At 68.5% G+C, this 19,181-nt stretch carries 7 protein-coding genes (1 of these 7 only partly in view); 6 read left to right on the top strand and 1 reads right to left on the bottom strand.

Going from position 1 to position 19,181, the window contains the following annotated elements; all coding sequences use genetic code 11:
* The first annotated feature begins 364 nt into the window (after positions 1–364).
* From G406_RS0114960 to G406_RS46955, 6 genes are all read left to right on the top strand, one after another.
* The gene (locus tag G406_RS0114960; protein WP_051342123.1) at positions 365–577 is read left to right on the top strand and encodes a type II toxin-antitoxin system VapB family antitoxin; all 213 of its coding nucleotides are present in this window, start codon (positions 365–367) and stop codon (positions 575–577) included.
* A complete protein-coding gene (gene vapC / locus G406_RS0114955) occupies positions 574–984 on the top strand; it encodes a type II toxin-antitoxin system VapC family toxin (protein WP_028934484.1) in 411 nt (136 codons plus the stop codon). The genes G406_RS0114960 and vapC overlap by 4 nt, the downstream gene beginning before the upstream one ends.
* Positions 985–1,181: 197 nt before the next feature.
* Complete coding sequence (locus G406_RS46960; protein WP_051342122.1) at positions 1,182–2,375, top strand: pyridoxal phosphate-dependent aminotransferase; 1,194 nt, start codon at positions 1,182–1,184, stop codon at positions 2,373–2,375.
* A gap of 27 nt (positions 2,376–2,402) precedes the next feature.
* The gene (locus tag G406_RS0114945; RefSeq protein WP_028934483.1) at positions 2,403–3,878 is read left to right on the top strand and encodes a GMC family oxidoreductase; all 1,476 of its coding nucleotides are present in this window, start codon (positions 2,403–2,405) and stop codon (positions 3,876–3,878) included.
* Between the two features lie 30 nt (positions 3,879–3,908).
* A complete protein-coding gene (locus tag G406_RS0114940) occupies positions 3,909–5,273 on the top strand; it encodes a phenylacetate--CoA ligase family protein (protein ID WP_028934482.1) in 1,365 nt (454 codons plus the stop codon).
* A 259-nt stretch (positions 5,274–5,532) separates the two neighbouring features.
* Positions 5,533–6,555 carry a ParB N-terminal domain-containing protein gene (locus G406_RS46955; RefSeq protein WP_084216074.1) on the top strand — a complete coding sequence of 341 codons (1,023 nt, stop codon included), beginning with the start codon at positions 5,533–5,535 and terminating at the stop codon, positions 6,553–6,555.
* A 99-nt stretch (positions 6,556–6,654) separates the two neighbouring features.
* Here G406_RS46955 and G406_RS46950 read toward each other — a convergent pair whose 3' ends face one another.
* Positions 6,655–19,181: the 3' end of an MFS transporter gene (locus G406_RS46950; protein ID WP_211241156.1), read on the bottom strand. The gene runs 26,566 nt beyond the window's last position; the window shows 12,527 of its 39,093 coding nt (coding positions 26,567–39,093); its start codon lies beyond the right edge, outside the window; the stop codon is at positions 6,655–6,657.

Below are 19,181 nucleotides of genomic sequence, written 5' to 3'. Positions count from 1 at the left end.
AAGTGGATCAAGCTGTTGGCCTACGGTTTTGTCGGTGGCCCTGTCTACTGCGGTCTGGACCGGGGACAATGTGGCTGCGCGATAGTTGTGCTGGCCGGGCGGCGGCGTAGTGCGCGGGCTGCGCCCGGAAACTCCTCAACCCAGCCCCACCAGTCTCATCCGCGCCACCCGCACCGGCTTTCTTGATCACCACGGCCTGGTGGCTGTAGTCAGGCGAAAAAACAGCCACCAGACCGTGGTGATCAAGGCACGACAGCTGCCGGGCGCAGCCCCGCCCGCCCCGGTACGATGCCCCGCTGACGGTGTGCCGTTGCAGTCCCCTTGGCCATACATCTGCGGTACACCTTTCGTGTATGGTTTGTGTATGGCGAGGGAGCGAACGAATATCGAGCTCGAGGGCGACGATGTTCGAGCGATCATGGATCGCTACGGGGTACACACCAAGACCGAGGCGGTGAATCTGGCGCTGCGGCATCTGGCTGGCCAGCCGATGAGTCGCGAGGAGGCGTTGGGGATGCGCGGCGCCGGTGCGATCGGGGACCTGCCGGAGGACAGCGCACCGCGTGGTGGCCGGTGATCCTGGCCGATACTTCGGCTTGGGTGGAGTACGACCGGGCCACCGGCAGCCCGGTTGATCAACGTATGACCGCGTTGATCGGTGAGGACGGCCCGTTGGGCTACACCGAGCCGGTGGTGATGGAAGTGCTGTCCGGCGCTCGCAACGACGCCCGGGAGCAGGATCTGCGGCGGCTGTTGCTGCGGTTTCACCTGCTGCGCTTCGATGCCCCGACCGACTTCTATGCCGCGACCCGGATCTATCGGACCTGTCGGCGGGTGGGGGTCACCCCCCGGGGGATGGTGGATTGCATGATCGCGGCGGTGGCGTGGCGTCATCATGCGACGCTGTTGTCCTATGACGTGGATCTGTATCGCTTTGCCGAGGTCATGAACATCGACATGGACGCAGCGTCACTGCGGGCATGACATGCGCTGTCGGCTGTGCACCTGGTTGCTTCACCGCCTGAGTGATTGCTGATAAAGGAGCGCATCTCAGGCTCACTTCGGATATCGCGTACGGATCGCTGGGACTTCGAAGACGAATTTTGGTGCCTAGTCCTGTACGTGTGACCGTCCCTATGCTGCCACAGCAGAGTTCGCCCACGCTGAGGAGCTAGAAAAGCATGACCCAGACGTCAGTGGATCGCCCCGCGCGTTTCGCCGATCGCACGTCTCATTTCACGCTGCCTAAGCAGTGGGCGGCAATGCGTAAGGCACAGGAGCTGGAGTGGGAGACAGGCGTCCGAATAATTCACTTCGAGAAGGGCGACTTTCAAGGTGATGAGTTCCGGCCCGCTCCGCATATCATCGAGGCGGCCAATAAGGCGCTCGCTGACGGGCACGTCCGTTACGTGCCCGGCCCCGGCCTGCCGGAGCTGCGAGAGGCCATCGCCGAAGAAATGAGCACCCGCGGTCGGCCGACCGAGCCCGCTGAAGTCCTGGTGACCATGGGTGCCAAACACGCGCTCACGCAATCGATCCTCACGATCGTCGGAGAGGGGGATGAAGTCATCTTCCCCAACCCGGGTTACCCACCGGACGAATTCTGGATCACCTACGCGGGCGGTCGAGTGGTATACGCCCCGCTGGTGGAGCCATCCTTCGGCGTCGACCTCGACGCGCTGGATAACCAGATCACGGCGCGCACCAAGATGTTGATCCTCAACTCGCCGCAGCGGCCGAACGGTATGGTGATCAAAGACACCGAGAAAATAGCCGAGATCTGCAGCAGCCGGAACGTCACGGTGCTCACCGACGAGATCTTCAGCAAGCTGGTGTACGCACCGAATATCCATCAGTCGGTGTCCTCGGTGCCGGGCATGGCGGATCAGTCCATTGTCGTCGACACGTTCTCCAAGACGTATGCGATGACCGGATTCAGGATCGGCTGGTGTGTCGCGGACAAGCGCACCATTACTGAGCTCGATATCTTCCAACAGAACTCGGTGACCAACGTCGCCGCCTTCGTACAACTCGCGGCATTAGCTGCGCTGCGGGGTCCCCAAGACCACGTTGCCGCTACTCGTGAGCTGCTGCGCCGGAAACGAGATCGAGCGGTCGCCGCTCTGAACAAGATCGACGGAATCTCGTGTAGCGAACCAGACGGTAGCTTTTATGTCTTCCCTGATATCCGGGGCACCGGCTTGACCTCCCAGCAGTTCTCCGACTACATGCTCGAAGCGCATCAGGTCGCGGTCGTTGCCGGCACCGCCTTCGGCGACCGGGGGGAGGGCCACGTCCGGCTCACCTATGCCTGCCCGGACGACGTCCTCGAGGAAGGTCTGGATCGACTTCGAGTCGGTGCGGGAAAGCTCTGATATTCCGCACCTGACTACGGGGACATCATGCGGATCGTGATCTGCGGTGCCGGTACCGCGGGCTGCGTCGTTGCGGGACGACTGGCGAGGGATTCCCGCAACGAGGTGGTCCTGCTGGAAGCCGGTCCACACTATCGGCCGGGGAGCTGGCCCGAGGCACTGCGCCACGGGCATCGAATCGTCACCGAATCCCACGACTGGGGCTACCTCGCTGACACCGAGTACTCGGCGACGGGACAACACGTGCCACGCGGTCGAGTAGTGGGCGGCAGTTCGGCGACGAACGGCTCCGTTGCTCTCCGCGGTCGCCCCGAGGACTATCAGCGGTGGGGCGGTGCGGTCGATGGCTACGACTGGAACAGCTGGCTTCCGTGGTTTCGCCTCATCGAGAACGATCGAGAGTTCGGCTCCACGCCATTTCATGGCTCGGCCGGGCCGATTTCAATCAGCCGCCACCCCCGACCGTGGCTGCAGCTGCAGGAATATTTTGCCGAAGCGGCCGTCAACGCCGGCCACGACTGGGTCGCTGACCATAATCTGGCGGGTGCGCTGGGCGTGGGTCCGGTTCCGTTGAGCATGGTCGATGGGCAACGCCAGACTCCCGCCGACCACTACCTCGATCCGGCGTTGGCCCGGGAGAACCTCGAGCTTCGCACGGGAGTGCTCGTCGATCGAATCCGCTTCCGGGGTGGACGGGCCACCGGGGTAGCGATCGTCGACGCGCGCGGAGCGGCCGACCTGGTCGATGCCGACGCGGTCATTCTCGCCCTGGGCACCTACGCAACGCCTGCGGTCCTGCTGCGATCCGGAATCGGACCGGTGGCCGAACTCGAACGCCACGGCGTACCCATCGTGGAATCACTGCCCGGAGTCGGCGCGAACCTACAAGATCATGCGAAGATCTCGTGCCGGTTCGGGCTGGAGATTCCGGCTCCGGCCGAGGGGAATCCGTGGTACCAGTGCCTGCTGACCGGCGTGACCGAGGTGAACGGAGAGCGCCGCTACTACCAGGTGCTGCCGTACTCGGGTTACCTGGAGGGTGACCGAAGCGTCACGGATCTCAACGTGCAGATCTGTGATGCCCGCGCTCAGCGGGGATCGGTACGACTCCGCGGTCGGGACCCGGCCGCTCCCCCCAGGATCGAGCTGGACTGGTTGCCCGGGGCCTCGGATCAGGCGGCGGCAGTGGCCGCCGTCGGGTGTCTGAGCGATATCGCCCGGACGGCACCACTCGACCGGATAGTGACTCCCGGTGAGGAAATGGTCGAGCCACATCGTTTTCCGTACCCGGTGCGGAGTTTTCATCACCCGGTCGGAACCTGTCGGATGGGAAAGGACGGCATCTCGGATGCGGTGGTCGACGGCCGGGGCAAGGTGTGGGGACTGGACCGCCTGTGGATCATGGATGCTTCGGTCATCCCTTATCTGCCGTCGGCCAATGTTCATCTCACCGTGATCGCTCTGGCTGAGCGGCTCGCCGCGTCCTTCCCTCCCGCCGGGTAGCACTCACGATGGTTGCGCGAAAGGACACACATGGCATCCGATGACAGTGTGGGACGCGCGGCGCGGCACGCCGCGCTGCGGGCAGCGTTGCCCGAGCACCTGCAACGCCGTACCTGGAACAGGGCGCGTCTGCTGGAGCACCAACGGGGCGCGCTGCGTGAACTGCTGAGCCATGCCGCCACACATTCGCCGTTTCACGCGGCACGGATTCGGGACAGCGGGCTCGATCCGGCCCGCGTCGAACTCGCCGACCTGGCCCGGATGCCGACGATGACCAAGACCGAGATGATGGCTGCGTTCGACGGCGTGGTGACCGACCGCAGGCTCACCAGGGCGGTAGCCGAAGCGCATCTGGGGGCGACCGGCACCGAGGCGACCGAGCTCATGGGCCGGTACATGGTCTTGGCCTCGGGCGGCAGTTCCGGCGAGCGTGGCATGTTCGTGTACGAGCGAGACGCGGCCGTGCACTATCGACTCGGGGCGCTGCGCGACGCGTTGGCCAGGACGCTCGCCACCGGTCCGCTGCCGCCCGGTGGGTTGCGTCGGACGATGGTCGCGGCAGGGTCGGCGGTGCACGCGACTCGGGCGACCGTCTCGCTGTACGGCGGTGCGCTGGACACCACCAGTTGCATCCCCGCGACGCTACCCATCGCCGAGATCACCCGCAGGCTCAATGCCGCACCGCCCACTAACCTGCATGGCTACCCCTCGGTGCTGGCGCAGCTGGCCGAGGAGAAGTCGGCCGGGCGGCTGCTGATCGAGCCGATCGAAGTGCGGGCACACAGCGAGCCGCTGTCGCGGGAGGTACGAGCGCGAGTGTCGGAGGCGTTCGGTGTCCCCGTCGGCAGTCGCTACGGCACCAGCGAAGGTCTGTACGGCACCACCGCGCCCGGCGACCCGGTGTTCGTGCTCACCGGTGATCTGGCGATCGTCGAGCTGGTGGACTCGGACAACCGACCGGTACCAGATGGAACAGAATCCTCGAAGATACTCATCACCAACCTGTACAACCGAACTCAACCGCTCATCCGCTACGAGCTGACCGACCGAATGATCCGCCTGCCGGATGCGGCCGAGCACGGCCATCCCCGGGTGACCGTCCGCGGTCGTGACGACGAGTTGATGCGGTTCGACACGGTGGCGGTTCATCCGCACGCGATCCGCAGTGCCCTGCTCGCCGAGCCCGGTGTGGTCGAGTACCAGGTCACCCAGGAGCCCCAGGGGATTCACGTCGACGTGATCGGGACACCCGGCGTCGAGTTGGCAGGCCGATTGACGGCGGCACTGGTCGCGGCCGGGCTCCGGGAGCCGAAGGTCACTCTCGCTGTTGTCGGATCTCTGCAGCGGGATCCGCGGACCGGGAAAGCCAGCCGATTCAGAGTGAGAGTGCCGTGACCCGCCCGCTGGGACCTGGTGATCAGCCTGTGAATCCGACCGGTCAGGTCGACCGACGACTCACCTGACGACCGGACGCGTCGCCCCACGTTGCCGGATCGATTCCGCGAGCGTCACGGCATGATGGCATCAAATGTACGGTATTACTGGGAATGAACCATCCACTTGACTGGTTATCCAGGTAGTTTCTGATCGGGCGTAACTCATTGTCTGGTTGCGTTGTGAGCGAGCCCGGCGACTCGGCGTAGAGGAGCCGCTCATGGAGCTTGTGTACCCCACCAGGCGAGTCCGCCCCGTCGTGCTGCGGCCCGCCGCGGCAGAGCCCACCGATGCCGTGGTCGCCCTCGAGATCAACTCACTGAATGCCGGCTACTCGCTGAGAGCGTCCGTACCCAACGCCGAGCACGTGCTACTACTCGCCGGGGCTCGGCGGCCGTTGCCACCGGTCATCGTGCACCGTGCCGGCATGCGGGTGATCGACGGAATGCACCGAATCCGTGCCGCTGCCCTGCGCGGAGACACCATGATCGCGGCGCACCTGTTCGACGGGAGCGAGGACGACGCGTTCCTACTGGCGGTACGGAGCAATGTCGGCCACGGGCTACCACTGACCCTGGCCGAGCGGAAAGCGGCGGCCCTGCGGATCCTCACCGCGCATCCCGAGTGGTCCGATCGTGCCATCGCGGTCACCACGGGGCTGTCGGACAAGACGGTGGCCTCCATCCGGCGACAGGCAAGCGCGGATCTTCCGCGGTCGACAGCCAGGCTCGGGGCGGACGGTCGACTTCGGCCACTCGACGGTGACCACCGCCGACGCCTCGCGGCGGAACTCGTCGCCACCCAACCCCGAGCATCACTACGGGAGATCGCCGACGTCGTGGGTATGTCGCTGGGCACCGTCCGAGATGTTCGGACCAGAATGAGCCGGGGCGAGGATCCTGTCCCGACCCGTCGCCGCGCCGAAGTGCCGCGCCCGTCCGCCGGCGTCCCCGCTGCCCCCGAAGTCTCGGAGCAGTCCGATACTGGCGCGCGTGAGATCAGGCAGCTCGTGACCACCCTGGAGCGGCTGCGCGACGACCCGTCGCTGCGCTTCAGCGCGTCAGGGCGGCACACGGTGCGCTGGCTGTATGCGCGAATGGTGGGCCTCGACCAGTGGGACGAGCTGGTGGAGGCCATTCCACCGCACTGGGCCGAGGTGGTGGCCGACCTCGCCAGGGACTGCGCCGATTCCTGGCGGGACTTCGCCACCGCGTGCGATCGCCGGGCCCGCCGCGCCGGCTGAGGGTCACGTCGACCCCTTGATCACCACGGGCTGGTAGCTGTTTTCAGGCGAAAAAACAGCTACCAGACCGTGGTGATCAAGAAAACCGGTGTGAGTGGTTCACTGAGCACCGGTGGACACGGCATCGGCGGTGACGGGTAGCGCGGCGACCGTGAAGTCATCGACGCCGCCGGCATCGGTCACCGCGTCGATGAGGCGGGCGGTGGCCAGGGCGGGGTCGATGTATGCCTCGACCGGCAGCACCTTGGCCAGCGCGACGGCGGTGGGCAGGTAGCGCGTCACCCCGTCGGTGACCAGCAGCAGCAGGCCGGGGCCGCCGGGGCGGAACGTGGTGCTGGTCGGTTCGGGTTGGTAGTCGGTGCCCAGCCAGCGGGTCAGGATGTCGGCACGGGTGTGATCGGCGGTCAGCTGGGTGCCGGTGGTGGACTCGGTGCCGGTAGTGGTGGGCAGCGGCAGGAAGTACGCCCGTGCGGTGCCGGTGTGGATCAGATCGATCGTGGTGCCCGCCTCGGGGTCGGTGCTGATCTGTGCGGCGGCGTAGACCGCCGCTCCGTGGTTGAGGTCGGGGTCGGCGGCCAGGTGCGCGGCCGCGTGCGCGGAGATCAGGGTCGAAACCGCGGTGTTGTGGCCGTCCAGCAGTGCCCGCGCCGGGGCTCGGCCGGGGCGGTCGGCGCGAATGGTCTCGGCATGGAAGGTGCCGGCAATGATGTGCACGGCCTGCGGTGAATAGGGGTAGCTGGCCACGCCATCGGCGACCAGGGCGAACCGCGCGCCCTCCGGGGTGGTCGCGGTGGTCGCGGCGTCCTGGTTTGCCGGGTTGCCCCGACCTCGGCTGCTCGCGGCGGCCATACCCGCCTCGCTGCGCGATCCGCTGCCGTTGGGGTGCGTGCGGTGCTCAGGATGCGGGATGACCATGGAAGGGCCGAGCGGCGGCGGGTCGGCAAGGACATCCAGCACCGATGGGTGGTCCTTGATCAGACGTTCGGCCCCTCGGACCGCATGCTCCATCGCCCGCCAGCCGCCGAGCCCGCGCCACAGCGAGCTGTCCCAGGCTTCATCCTGGTAGCTGTCGTTGCGCTCCAGCAGCAGGCGAGCCGCGCGCAGTGTCGCGCTGCGCCGCGGAGTATCTCGACGCAGCAGGTTCAGCGCTCGCCGGGCGGCGTGCAGCTCGCTGGTGAGCTCGCGCAGCCGGACCTCGACCGAGGGCGGCAGCGGATCGGCCCCGGGGACCCGGGGAAGCGCTCGATCGCTGGCTCGCAGGGTCTGTTCGACCTGCCGGGCAGTCGCATCGATGGTGCTCAACGCCCGGGAGGTTCGCTCGCGGGCTTCGGCGAGCGCGATGTAGGCGTCGAGCTGGGTGGCGCGGGACGTGGTCCGCAGCGCGACAGCCGCCGCGGGCGGGTCGGCGCCCGGGGCCAGTGCGGTGAGCAGGGTGGCGGCACGCCGGGCGCGGTCGCTGTGGCGGTCGGCACCGACGACCCACCGGATCTCGGTCCGCAGTTGTCGCCGTCGCTGGCCAGGCACGTAGGCCAGCCGCCGATACCCGGTCAGGTCATCGCGGATCCGGGCCGCGAACCGGGCGACGACGACGCTGTGACCGGTAGCGCCCGAACCAGCCGGGAGCGGCCAGCCCACCCGTCCAGCCGGGTGCCGCAACCGATAGCTCAGCCCGGTCGCCCGCCGCAGCAGCAGGCCCGCGTCGTCGATCAGGTCGTCGCGGTAGCGGCGGAATGCCAGATCGCCGTCGGTCAACAGGGCGAGCAGCCCGATGTATGCCTCGCCTGCGTCGGCGGTGAGCTGCTGGTGTCGCAACGGATCGAGCAGCTCCCCGCCGGGCAGTTTCCTCGGGTCGGCCCGGATGGCGTGCCGCAGCTGGGCTTGGGCCGCGCGCCACCGCCGAGTCAGGTCCATGCCCGGCCGATAGCCCTCGACCGGGTCACCGGTCACTGCCGTCTCACCGTTCGGCCCTGTCAGACCGGCGAACGCGGTCAGCGAGTCCGACCACGATCGTTCGGTCCCGCCGTACTCGCGGGCCAGTGTCGCGGCGGTGGCCGGGTGTCGCCGTCCGGCCAGCACCAGCAGCCGCTCCAGCGGTGTGGTCGGCGCCGAGGTTCCGTTGCGCGGGGAAGCCCTGGTCGCAGTGCCGATCGCGGTGCGCCAGAGCTCTCGCCTGGCGTCCCGGCTGACCGGGTTCAGCTCGGCTTCGAGGTTCAGCAGGGCTCCCGAGCGTTGCAGCCGCAGGCTCGCGGCCAGCTCAGCCAGCTCGGTGAGCCTGCGTGCGGTCGCGGCGGGATGACCGGCCGCGAGCCCACCCTGTTCGGCCTTGACCGCGCCCGACGCGCTGCGGGCGCGCTGGCGCAACAGCTCGACGGGACCGAGGAACGGGTCGTCCGGCGTCTTGCGGATGTCCTCGCGTTTGCGTCTGAACTGCAGCGAACCCAGCTCCGCCAGCGCCCGCCTGCGCAGCGGATGCTCGGGATCGCGTGCCGCGTAGTACTGGTCGATGGCCTTGAGCAGCAGGCGCTTGGGCCCGGTGCGGGACAGGTACCTACGGCGCAGCGTGATCCGCTGGGGGAGCTCTTCCGGCGCGAGCAGCGTCGACCAGACCTCGGCGGCCGGCACGCTCGGGCCCCTGCCCTGGAGCAGAGGCGCAGCCTTCGCCCACAGTCGTTGGGTGAGCATCAGCTGGAACTCCAGGACCTCGGCGTTGGCGCCGTCCTCTTCCCTGCCGGTGGCGCGCAGCGCCCGCGCGAGCCTGGCCAGCGACTCCGGATTCGCCGCCAGCGGCCCCGGGATCAGCGTGGCGATCCGGACGTGCTGGTTCTGCCGGTCGCGAACGGCGGCCTGGTCCCGCGCCCATGCTGTGGTCAGCTCAGGAACCTCTGGCAGGTCGTGCCACGGGTCGAGCGGCAGCGGGATCTCCGCGACGGTCCGGTCCCACTGCTTCTGGGCCAGCTGCTCGGCCAGGTCCTCGGTCAGCGGCCCGGACAGCTCGAACTGGGTCAGCGCCTCCTCCAACTTCACCCGGTAGGCGCTCACCCGTTGGCTCAGCTGGTCCCCACGCCACCGTGACGGCCGGGGCGGATCGCGGATCTCGCGGTTACTTTTGTAGCCGTCGTAGCCGGAGTGGCGCTCGTCGCGGTCTCGGACCCGAGTGCTCAGCCAGACCACCCCGGCGACCACCGCGAAGCGCGCGGCGATCGCCGTCAGGCTGTCGCCCTCGTGCAGCCATGGTGGGTTGATCGCCAGCGAGGCCAGACCGGCGGTGATCGGATCGACCGCCTTGCGCAGCATCAGGCGGGGATCCAGCGCTGAGAAGGTGAGGTTGTCCAGCCACCGCCAGCCTCGGCGGCGCTGTTCCCTGGTGTCCGCGCCAGTGATTCCGTCTCCCTCCGGGTCGGTGGCCAGACGAGCCTCCGCCCGCCCCATCGCCCGCTCCTCCCGCCGCGCCTGGACGTGCCCCAGCCATGAGTTCAGATACTCCGATGTCACCGTTGGCGCCGCGTACACCAGTGCCAATATCGTCACCGTCGCGGCCCAGCCGATCACGGCCGCCGGTGCGGTGACCGTCAGTACCCAGGCGGTCATCACGGCGACCGGGCCGGCGAGAACGCCGCCGATGACCGCCTTGTTGATCTTCGTTCGGCCGGTCTCCTTCTTCTGCAGCAGCGCGCTGACGACTCCGACGACCCCGCCGACCCCGATCAGCAGTACCCAGGTCGACAGCGCGGCCGGTGGATACACCCGCAGCAGGCCGTAGCTCGCGGTGATCACTCCGGCGGCCAGCATCGAACTCAGCGCATCCGCCCGTGGGCTGGCAGGCAAACCCGAGGTCAGGTTGGCCAGCTGTCGGCGGAGTACGTACCGGTAGATCAGCCCGGCCGAGATCACCGAGGTCAGCAGCGACTTCACCGCGCTGTATGCGTGCTGGGTCGCCTCGTACTGGGATGGGGCGGTGAGCACCGACAGCCCGTGCTCGACCAGCTGCCATGCCTGCGGACCGAGCAGGGCAGCGGCCAGTCCAGTGGCCAGCCACAACTCGGCGGGGACGCCGTTCGCGCGGACGGCGCGCACCAGCGCCCGCCACGGCGGACCCCTGGTCTGGTGGGTCCACGCCAGGCGCGCGAGCATCAGCAGCCCGGTCACGACCAGACCGGCGCCGAGGCCGACCCCCCAGCCCACCGCGATGACCCCGACGCCGAGACCGATCCGCGACCAGGCCAGCGGGAGCCAGCGCCGACGGTTGTGTTCGGTCACCGGCACGTCCAACCTGAGCGCGGTCACGGCGCGGACCCAGTAGCCGGCCACACCGCGGCCCCGCGCGGCCCGGTCCAGCACTCGCCGCGCACTCGGGTGCGACATCCCGGGTGCCCGGGCCACCAGTGCTCGACTCGCCCGCAGCGCCGCGTGCGCCGCGTCCCGCATCGCCACGGCGTTGCTCACTTCGGGGAACGCCTCGGCGAACCGGTCGGCGACCAGCGCGATGGCCTGGTCCAGGGTCGTATTCTCCGTCATCTCGGACGGCACCCCGACCCGCGCGACGCCGGAGGCTCGGGTGAGCAGATCGCGCGCGGTCTCGGTGGACAGCCCGAGCGCGTGGCCGAGCCGTTGCGCCAGCAGCTCGCCCGACAGCCACCGATCACCGGCCAGCAACCGCCGCCCGGAGATCCGCGCGTTGTGCTCCACCAACCAGGCGATCGGGCCCAACTGCCGCGCCGTCGCCGACGCGGCGATGCGGCGCGTGGTCCGCTCCAACCGCCGCGACGACGCATCCGCGTACGCCCACAGCCGGGCCAGCGTCACAGCCCTCGACGCCAATACGCCGAGTCGGACGCCCGCCACCACCCGGTGGCCCAGCCCACCCTCGGACCGAGGCGCTCGTGCGGGCAGCGCCCGCGGCCGGCGGCCGATGCCGGCACGATGGCGCCACAGCGCCCGCAGGCCCAGCGCACCCGCCAGCGCGGCGAGCAGGCCTGCGCCCACTGTGATGACCGTGTGCCAACCGCTGGGTGGGCCTCGGATATGCGGCGTCGGCAGCGGGTCGGACTTCGGCCCGGCGTGCTCTCCCGGGTCTTGCTTCGGTCCGGTCCGGTGCGGTGGCGCGTCCTGGATGTGCTGTGCATCGCCCGGCCGGATGTTGTTCGGCGTGGCATCGGCGGCCACCGCGCGTTGCCAACCGCGCAGATCACCGAACCGCTCGACGTAGATCCGCCAGTACGAGTCGCCTGGCAGGGCCAGCCAGACCCCGTTCCACTCTGCCGGTGCAACGACCCGTCGGCCACCGATCTGATCGTCGGGGCTGGTGAACCCGCCATGTCCTGCCGCGATGTTGGCCTCGTTGAACGCCTCGAAGCTGACCCCCAGTGCGTGCGCGACCTCGCCGGCGCGGTCGTAGCGTGCCGCGGTGAACTCCCGTTGCCCGCCCGAGGTCGCTGGGCTGTGCGGTGCCTGATCTGCTGCCCGATCCGACCCGGCGGGCACTTGCGCACCGGCCTGCACCGAGTGGGACGCCACCGGGCCGGCGGGAGCCGTTGATGCGATCGCCGGGCCGGCGATCGACCCGGACACCACCGCCGCGAGCACCGCTCCGAGAACAGCCCTGCCCAGCCGGCGGCCGACCCGCGCGGGCACCCCCGATCTGGTCGCGGCGCCGTCGGGGGCATCGCCGTTGAGTGCGGTTTCAGTGATGTGTACGACCGGGACGTCACCGCGGGGAGCGCCAGATGCCGTCGAATGGGCGCCGGATTCAGTCGCGATCCAAGGCACAGCAGACTCGGCTGTGGTGCGCGGTGTTTCGGTGATCAGATTCGGAGGGCTGGCCCGGGTATTACCGGGAGACTGACCCGACCCGTTGATCACCGGATAGCTGGTGGCCGACGACCCGGATAAGGGCCGCTCAGCCCCGATGTCCACCTCGCCGTTGCCGTCGGCGCGGTGCCCGCCGGTTCTCCCGCGACGACGACCGGCCGGGAGCGCTGAGCCTGGACCCACCTGGTTCGGGGCATTGATCGGTGGGGCGCCTGTCGAGGGGGTGGCCGTCGGTGTGGCGCCAGCCGGGGGAGCCGGTGGCGACGGCGCCTCGTCCATCGTGATGTGCACGATCTGGACAGGTCTATGGTCAGACGGTTCGCGGTCTTCGCTGGTTTGTGTTTTGACCGTGAACCTGTCCCCGATCGGGAAGAGTATCTCCCTCTCAATGGGATACTGCGACAAAGCTGAGATGTCCCGGCCGCCGCCCTGGGAGTCAATGTCGTATGTGACGTTCCCGGCCCGCGTGTCTTCACTTCCGGTTCCGGCACTCGTGCTGGTCGGGGGATTCTCGCGGACAGTCTGTCCAGGTCGGTAACGGTATCGAACCGCAGGCAGCTCTCCCGCCGGTACATTAATTACCCTGTCCGTGGCCCCGTAGAAAGGCGGCAGCTGATTGAGTCCTGAAGTTATCAGGCGAATGTGCAAATCATACTTCTTGATGATTGCCGGGTTTGTCTCCCGGAGGCCCTTGTTCATCCTTCCATAGAATTGATCGCCAGTAAATCCGCCAATCGCGACGAGGTCCTCCTCCGGAATATTCTTGAATTCCGGACGCTGCTCACGAACGCGGTGGATACGGGCGGCGACTTCTTCGTAACCGCTGAACTGGGCGCGGAAGGCTTGGCGGTCAGCCGGTGTCGCACGGAATGCGGGGTTATCGAAATAGGGTGCCGACGCCAACATCGCCTGCCGGACGACCGGGTCGAGCTCGGGGCCCACACCGATCGAGGAGCTCGAACTGTCGGCAGGGCTTGAACCGAGGATGTGGCTCGAACCGAAGAGACCGGCCGCCACCGACAGGGCCAGCGCCGAACTGACCAGCGCCTGCCGAACCCGTTTCGTACTCAGTGCCGCCATCAGCCGCCGGCGAGGAGTCGTCGGCGAGGAGCCACTCAACTGGGTCGTCTCGCCGGTTCGGGTGTGCGAGACCGGGACACCGAAGGCGGGCGGACCACGAACCGGCGTTGCCGGGTTCAGCGCGGCGGGCCACGCTGGCGATGCGCCGTTCAACGGTACGACCGGCGGGGATGTGGTGTCCTCGGTGGGGTCGTGGTCGGGCAGCAGGGTCTCGATGATCGAGGGCAGGTTGGCGGCCAAGCCGGGGTGCAACCGCAGGGTGAGCAGCTGATCGAGGGGCACCCAGCTCAGCTTGTCGCTCTCCTCGTCGGCCCGACTGATGAGTTGTGAGTCGGCTTCGGCGTGTTCGATCGTGTAGGACCAGTTGCCGTGGTCATCGACGTGACGCCGGCCGGTGAACGTGTAGTGGCCGGGATCTATGCCCGCCTCTTCGAATGTTTCTCGGGCGGCGGTGTAGCCGGTGGTTTCCCGGTAGCCTCGGGAGCCGCCGGGCAGTCCCCAGGTGCCGGCGTGTTGGTTGGCCGCCGAGCGGAGCTGCATCAGCACCGAGATGGCGCCGTCGGCGGCGCGGTGGGTCAACAGCAGGCCTGCGGCGCCGTGACTACCCCAGTGCGACTCGCCGCACCCACGGCAGTCGACCCATCCATCGCCGGAGTCATCCGCCGGCCACTCAGGCCCGGAATCGGCCTCGTCGATGAGCAACGCACCCCGGTTGAGTATCAGATACTCGACCGTGAAGGGGGCCTCCTGCTTGTCGACGATGACGTCGACGCCGATCAGCGCCCCATACACACCGATGTCCAAGAGCAGCTTGGCCAACTTGGTGTCACCGCGCCTCCGCGCCTCGGCGAGATCCGCCCGGCGCCATTGGTCGACCTGGGCGTAGCTCAGTGCTACCGCGTCGCGGTGCAGGTAGCCGGTGAGTATGGCTGCGGTCCGGCTCTTGCTGATCTCGGAGGACACCCCGCGGGCGGGTTGGAAGGCGTTATCGATTTCGAGGAGATTGCGCAGGGCGTAGGCGTTCGATATTCGCGGGTCGGTGGAGAAGTTGCTGCCGCTGCCGCCCATGTAGCCGGAGTGCCCGATGAACGGCAGTGGTCCGGTCCGGAACTGCTGGGCCAGTGCCTTCGCCCGGCCGCCATGGATGCCGCGATAGAGCGGTAGGTGCCCGGCTGCGAGCATGGCCTGCCAGTCCCGCATCCGCGACAAGGTGGGCGCTGCGTTCATGTGCTGGGCATCCAGTATCACCAGCAACGCGTTTCTAGCCGGCACAGCTTCCACGTTCGAAGACTTCGGGTCCATCTCGGCCAGTGCGTGCAGGAACTCCAGGTCCCATTCGTCCACACTGATCCGCCGGTTCGGGCCGGCGGGGACGAACCGACCCCGCGCGGCAATGTTGATCATTTTCAGCAGGTGGTGGGCCAGATCGAGCCACTCACTCGTCTGCTGCTCCTCGGCCAGCCGGCGTCGCGCCCACGCCCACCGGTTCAGCCCGGCCTGCGCTCGCTTGAGCTGAGGGATTGCCCCGGCGATCGCCGGGTGATCCCGTGCGGGTGGGTCGCCGGCACGCAGGGTGCCGAACACCGTGCGCAGGTCGTCGAGCACCGCGAATACCACCTGTTCCCGCCGCCGCGCTCCCGCCGCCACGGCCATGGCGGCCCCTACCGCGGCGCCGATCGCCCCGACCGCGGCAGCGGCCCCGACCGTGAGCAACAGCCAGAGGTGGGCTCTTCGGTCGGCGTCCCGGTGTTCCAGCGCGGGCAGCTGCGCGTCGAGCCGGTCCAGTCGAATCTGGAACCCGTCCAGCTCGCCGCGGATATCGGCAGGCTCTGCCCGGGCCAAGGCGCTGTCCCGATGGGGATCCAGGGCGAGCGACCTGGTATTTCGGGCGCGCCATTGACTGAGCCGCACCCAGCTATCCGGCGCGCCCTGGTCAGCCGAAACCTGCTCGGCAATCACCAGGTCCCGCGGTGCTGGACTCTGCGCCACTGCGGCCGGCGCCGTGGCCGAACCTCCCGCCAGCACGGCGCCGAGCAGACCCAAGGTGACCGCGGCGGACCGGACCCGCTCCCGCCAGCTCGCCCCCGACAGCGGCGTCCCGCCGTTGAGTGGGGTGTGACCGGTGTCGGTCAGCGCCGTGGAACCGCTCAACGGGCTCTCGTCGGTATCCGGGGCCCGACTGGAAAGTTCGGAGCTCCCAGAGCTGGTGCTGTCCGCGGCGGCGGGTGGTGTGAGGGGTGGTGGTGCGCGGGGGCGAGCGGGGTTGCCGGCGTAGCGCCACAGCACCGCGACCGCGGCGGCGACCACCGACGGCGCTGCCAACGCCATCCCCACCACGCCGAGCGCGACCGGGCCACCCCCCGGCATCGACAACACCAACCAGTCCTGTACTCCGACCGACAGCCAGGTGGCCACGCTCGACAACCCCTGCACGCCCAAGTAGTAGCGGAACCTACGAACCTCGAACACCGACGGCGAAGCCCGCACAGCCCGACCGAACCCACCGACGACCACCACTGCCGCCAGCGCGGTGTCGGTGGCTTTACCCAACCAGCGGCCGGCCCGCTCTGAGGTCGAGCCATCGGCGGCGGAGCCTGCCAATGGTCGACCCGTCTGCTCGGCGGCTCGTTCAGCGGCGTGGCCAGCGGGTTGTTCGGGTGTGCTCCCCCGCAATGGTCGATCAACTGGCCGCCGGGCAGAGAAACCGACGTTTCCCGACGCCGGGGAGTTCACCGAATGGACACGTTCCGTGCTACCATTGGCCAGATCATGTGGACGGGCGTTTACCCGCGATACATGTTTAACTGCATCTGCGTGAGTGCCCGACGCCGTCAAATCGGCGCCGGATTCAGTCGCGATTGAAGGCACAGCTGATGAGCGTGTTATCAGCGGTGCTGTAGTGATCAACTCGGGAGGGCTGGCCCTGGCGTTACCAGGGGACTGACCCGATCCATTGATCACCGGGTGGGTCACGGCCTCCGGCTCGTGGGGCGGCCGATCGCTTCCGATGTCCACGTCGCCGGTGCCGGGTTCCCTGGGTACCGGCTTGGGTATCGGATAGTCCCGTTCAGCGGGCGCTCTGCGTTTCAGCAGCCAGGACAACGGGCCGAGCAGAAGCCGCTGTGCCGCGAAGATGATCCGTGGCCGATCCGGAGCGCCCCCGGCCAGCGGGACCTCTCCCGTCGGCAGGCTGCCCGTATCGGCCAGGTGGTGCCCGTGACGGATTGGCGTGGCGCCGGACAGGAGCCGCATGCCTCCGGTGTTGTCCGGGTGGTCCTGCTCCGGCACCTGCCGGATGTACGGATCGACCGTCGGGGCCGGGGCGGCGGGCTCGTCCGCCGGCGTGCCCGCGTGACCGAGGTCGGGTGGTATGCGTCGCAGCAGTGGCGCGAGCAGCAGCGTGACGAGCACCACGACCGGACCGCCCACCAGGAGGGGCGCCTGGTTGCCCAACCGGTCGGCGAGCAGCCCCATCGGTATCGCGGAAAGCGCGAGAGAACCGGTGTAGATCAGCTTGTAGATGCTGTTCACCCGGCCGCGCAGATGGTCGTCCCCCTCGCTGATCGCGAGCTGCACGAGGATCCGCGCGGTCGTGGTGAACAGCAGCAGCACAGCACCCGTCGGCACCAGCAGCCCAGCGGCGACCAGCAGGTTGGGCGCGAACCCCACCGCGGTCACCGATACCCCCAGAGCCACTCCGGATCCGATCATCAGTCCGGGAGTGGGCCGATTACGTCGGGTGCTGAACAAAGCACCGGCCAGCCCGCCCGCCGCCAGCGCGGAGGTCAGCACCCCGAAGCTCGCCGGCCCGACGTGGAACACACCTTTGGCCAGCAGCGGCAGCGTGATACTGAAGTTGGAACCGAATGTGGACACCGCGAAGAACAACGCCAGCACCGGGATCAGGACCGGGTTGCGCAGTACATAGCGCACGCCTTCGGCGATACCGCGAATCCCGGTTCGGGCGGGTGTGGATGTGGCTGCAGAGGCGGGGGCGGGTTCGACCGAGGCCGAATGCCGAATCAGCCTGGTGGAGCCCATCGCGGCCAGGCTGGCGAGCACCGCGAGGTAGCTGGCCGCGTTCAGCAGGAACAGCGAGCCGGTACCGAGTGCGGCGATGAGGACTCCGCTCACCAGCGGCCCCACGATCCGGGCACCCTGGTTCATCAGTACGTAGAGATTGATCGCGTTGGCGAGCAGTTTCGGGGCGACGAGGTACTTCAGGAACGACTCTTGAACCGGCGCGTTGATCCCGGTCACCACACCGGTGGCCAGCACCACCCCGTAGATCAGCCAGAGTCCGTAGCTCAGGTGCAGCAGGCCGGTGCCGGCGATGATCCCCAGTGCCAGCGCGCCCAGCCCCAGCAGCAGCTCGGTCAGCGCAAGCAGCTTGCGCTTGTCGAAGCGGTCGGCCAGCACCCCGCCCGGCAGCATCATCAGCAGCGAGGGGACCAGGTGCAACGTCGTGACCATCGCGAATGCCTGACCGCTGCCGTGCAGGGCGTGCAACACCAGCCAACTGAGTGCGGTGACTTGAATCCAGTAGCCCAGCAGCGAGATCAGCTGGCCGCCCGCGTAGTAGCGGAACAGGGGCTCGCGCAGCGCGGCGAACATCCGGAACCGGTTCGCGCGTTCGGCGCCCACGCCCTCGGCCGGTGTCCCGCTCAGCTCGCGGACCTCGGCGTGGGTGTTCGTCAGGTGGCGAGCGATGTCTGGATTCGCCCTGACCGCCGGTGGGCCCAGCGGCTGGTCCGGGGTCCAGTCGTTGCGCACCGCGTCGATCCCGGCATCGCGGGACCCTTGACCGGTCGAGGGTGTGTGGCCGGCCGGTGTGCCACTCAGGGTCGAGGCGGCGGGGGAGAGGTACAGGATCAGCCCGATCGCAACCATGACGGCTCGAGCGGCGGCGCCTCGGCTGATCTGGCCGAGCCTGTCCTGGCCGGCCTGACTGGCCGCCCAGTGAGCGAGCCTGGTCAGCTCACGGATCAACCGGCCGAATCCGGCAGGCGGCGCCCGCTGCGCCCAATGTCGGGCTGCCGAGGTCAAGGACGTGGCGTATCTCTGGACCAGCCAGTGCACAGCCGCGGTCCACACCGCGACGCCGGTCGCCGACCACATCGTCAACTGCGGGTATTCCGTTCGTGCCCCCACGCCGGCCCCGGCCAAGCCGATGAGCCCGCCGATGAGCAACTCGCTGTGGCCGCGGCCGCTGAGCGGCCGAATGCCGGTGGGATCGGCGGTACCGCCGCCGCGGGTACCGGATGCCGGTGCACCAGCGCCGAGGGTGACCTGCCAGAGGCCGAGCCGCCGGATGCTGCCCGGCCACTGATCGACCCAGGTGAAGTCGTGCACCCCGATCGGTGTGTCGGTCAGTGCCGCGTCCCGTAGCTGCTGGTGGGGGACGACAACCCGTCCTTCGATCGGTGCCGGGTGGTGCGTAGGCGCGACTGCGGCGGTCTCGATCGCGCGGGTCAGCGCCGGGTTGTTCAACCTGCCGGGCCCGGACAGGCGCGCGGCGATGCCCGCGGGTAGCCGACCGCTCGCCACCACCTGAGCCGCCCATCCCACTCGGCCCGACAGCAGATCATGCAGCCGCGCGTTCGGTACCGCCGCCAGCAGCTCAGCTCGTTGCCCGACGATCCGGGCGAGTTGGTGCAGCAGCTGCTCCTCGGTGAACCGCCGGGGCCAGGCCCGATGGTTGTCCAACAGGTAGCCCAACGCGGACTGGTAGGTGGCGC

The sequence above is a fragment of the Actinospineispora spinosispora DSM 44797 genome (genome assembly GCF_000429025.1).
GTDB lineage: Bacteria > Actinomycetota > Actinomycetes > Mycobacteriales > Pseudonocardiaceae > Pseudonocardia > Pseudonocardia spinosispora.
This window is presented reverse-complemented; position numbering and strand designations above follow the sequence as displayed.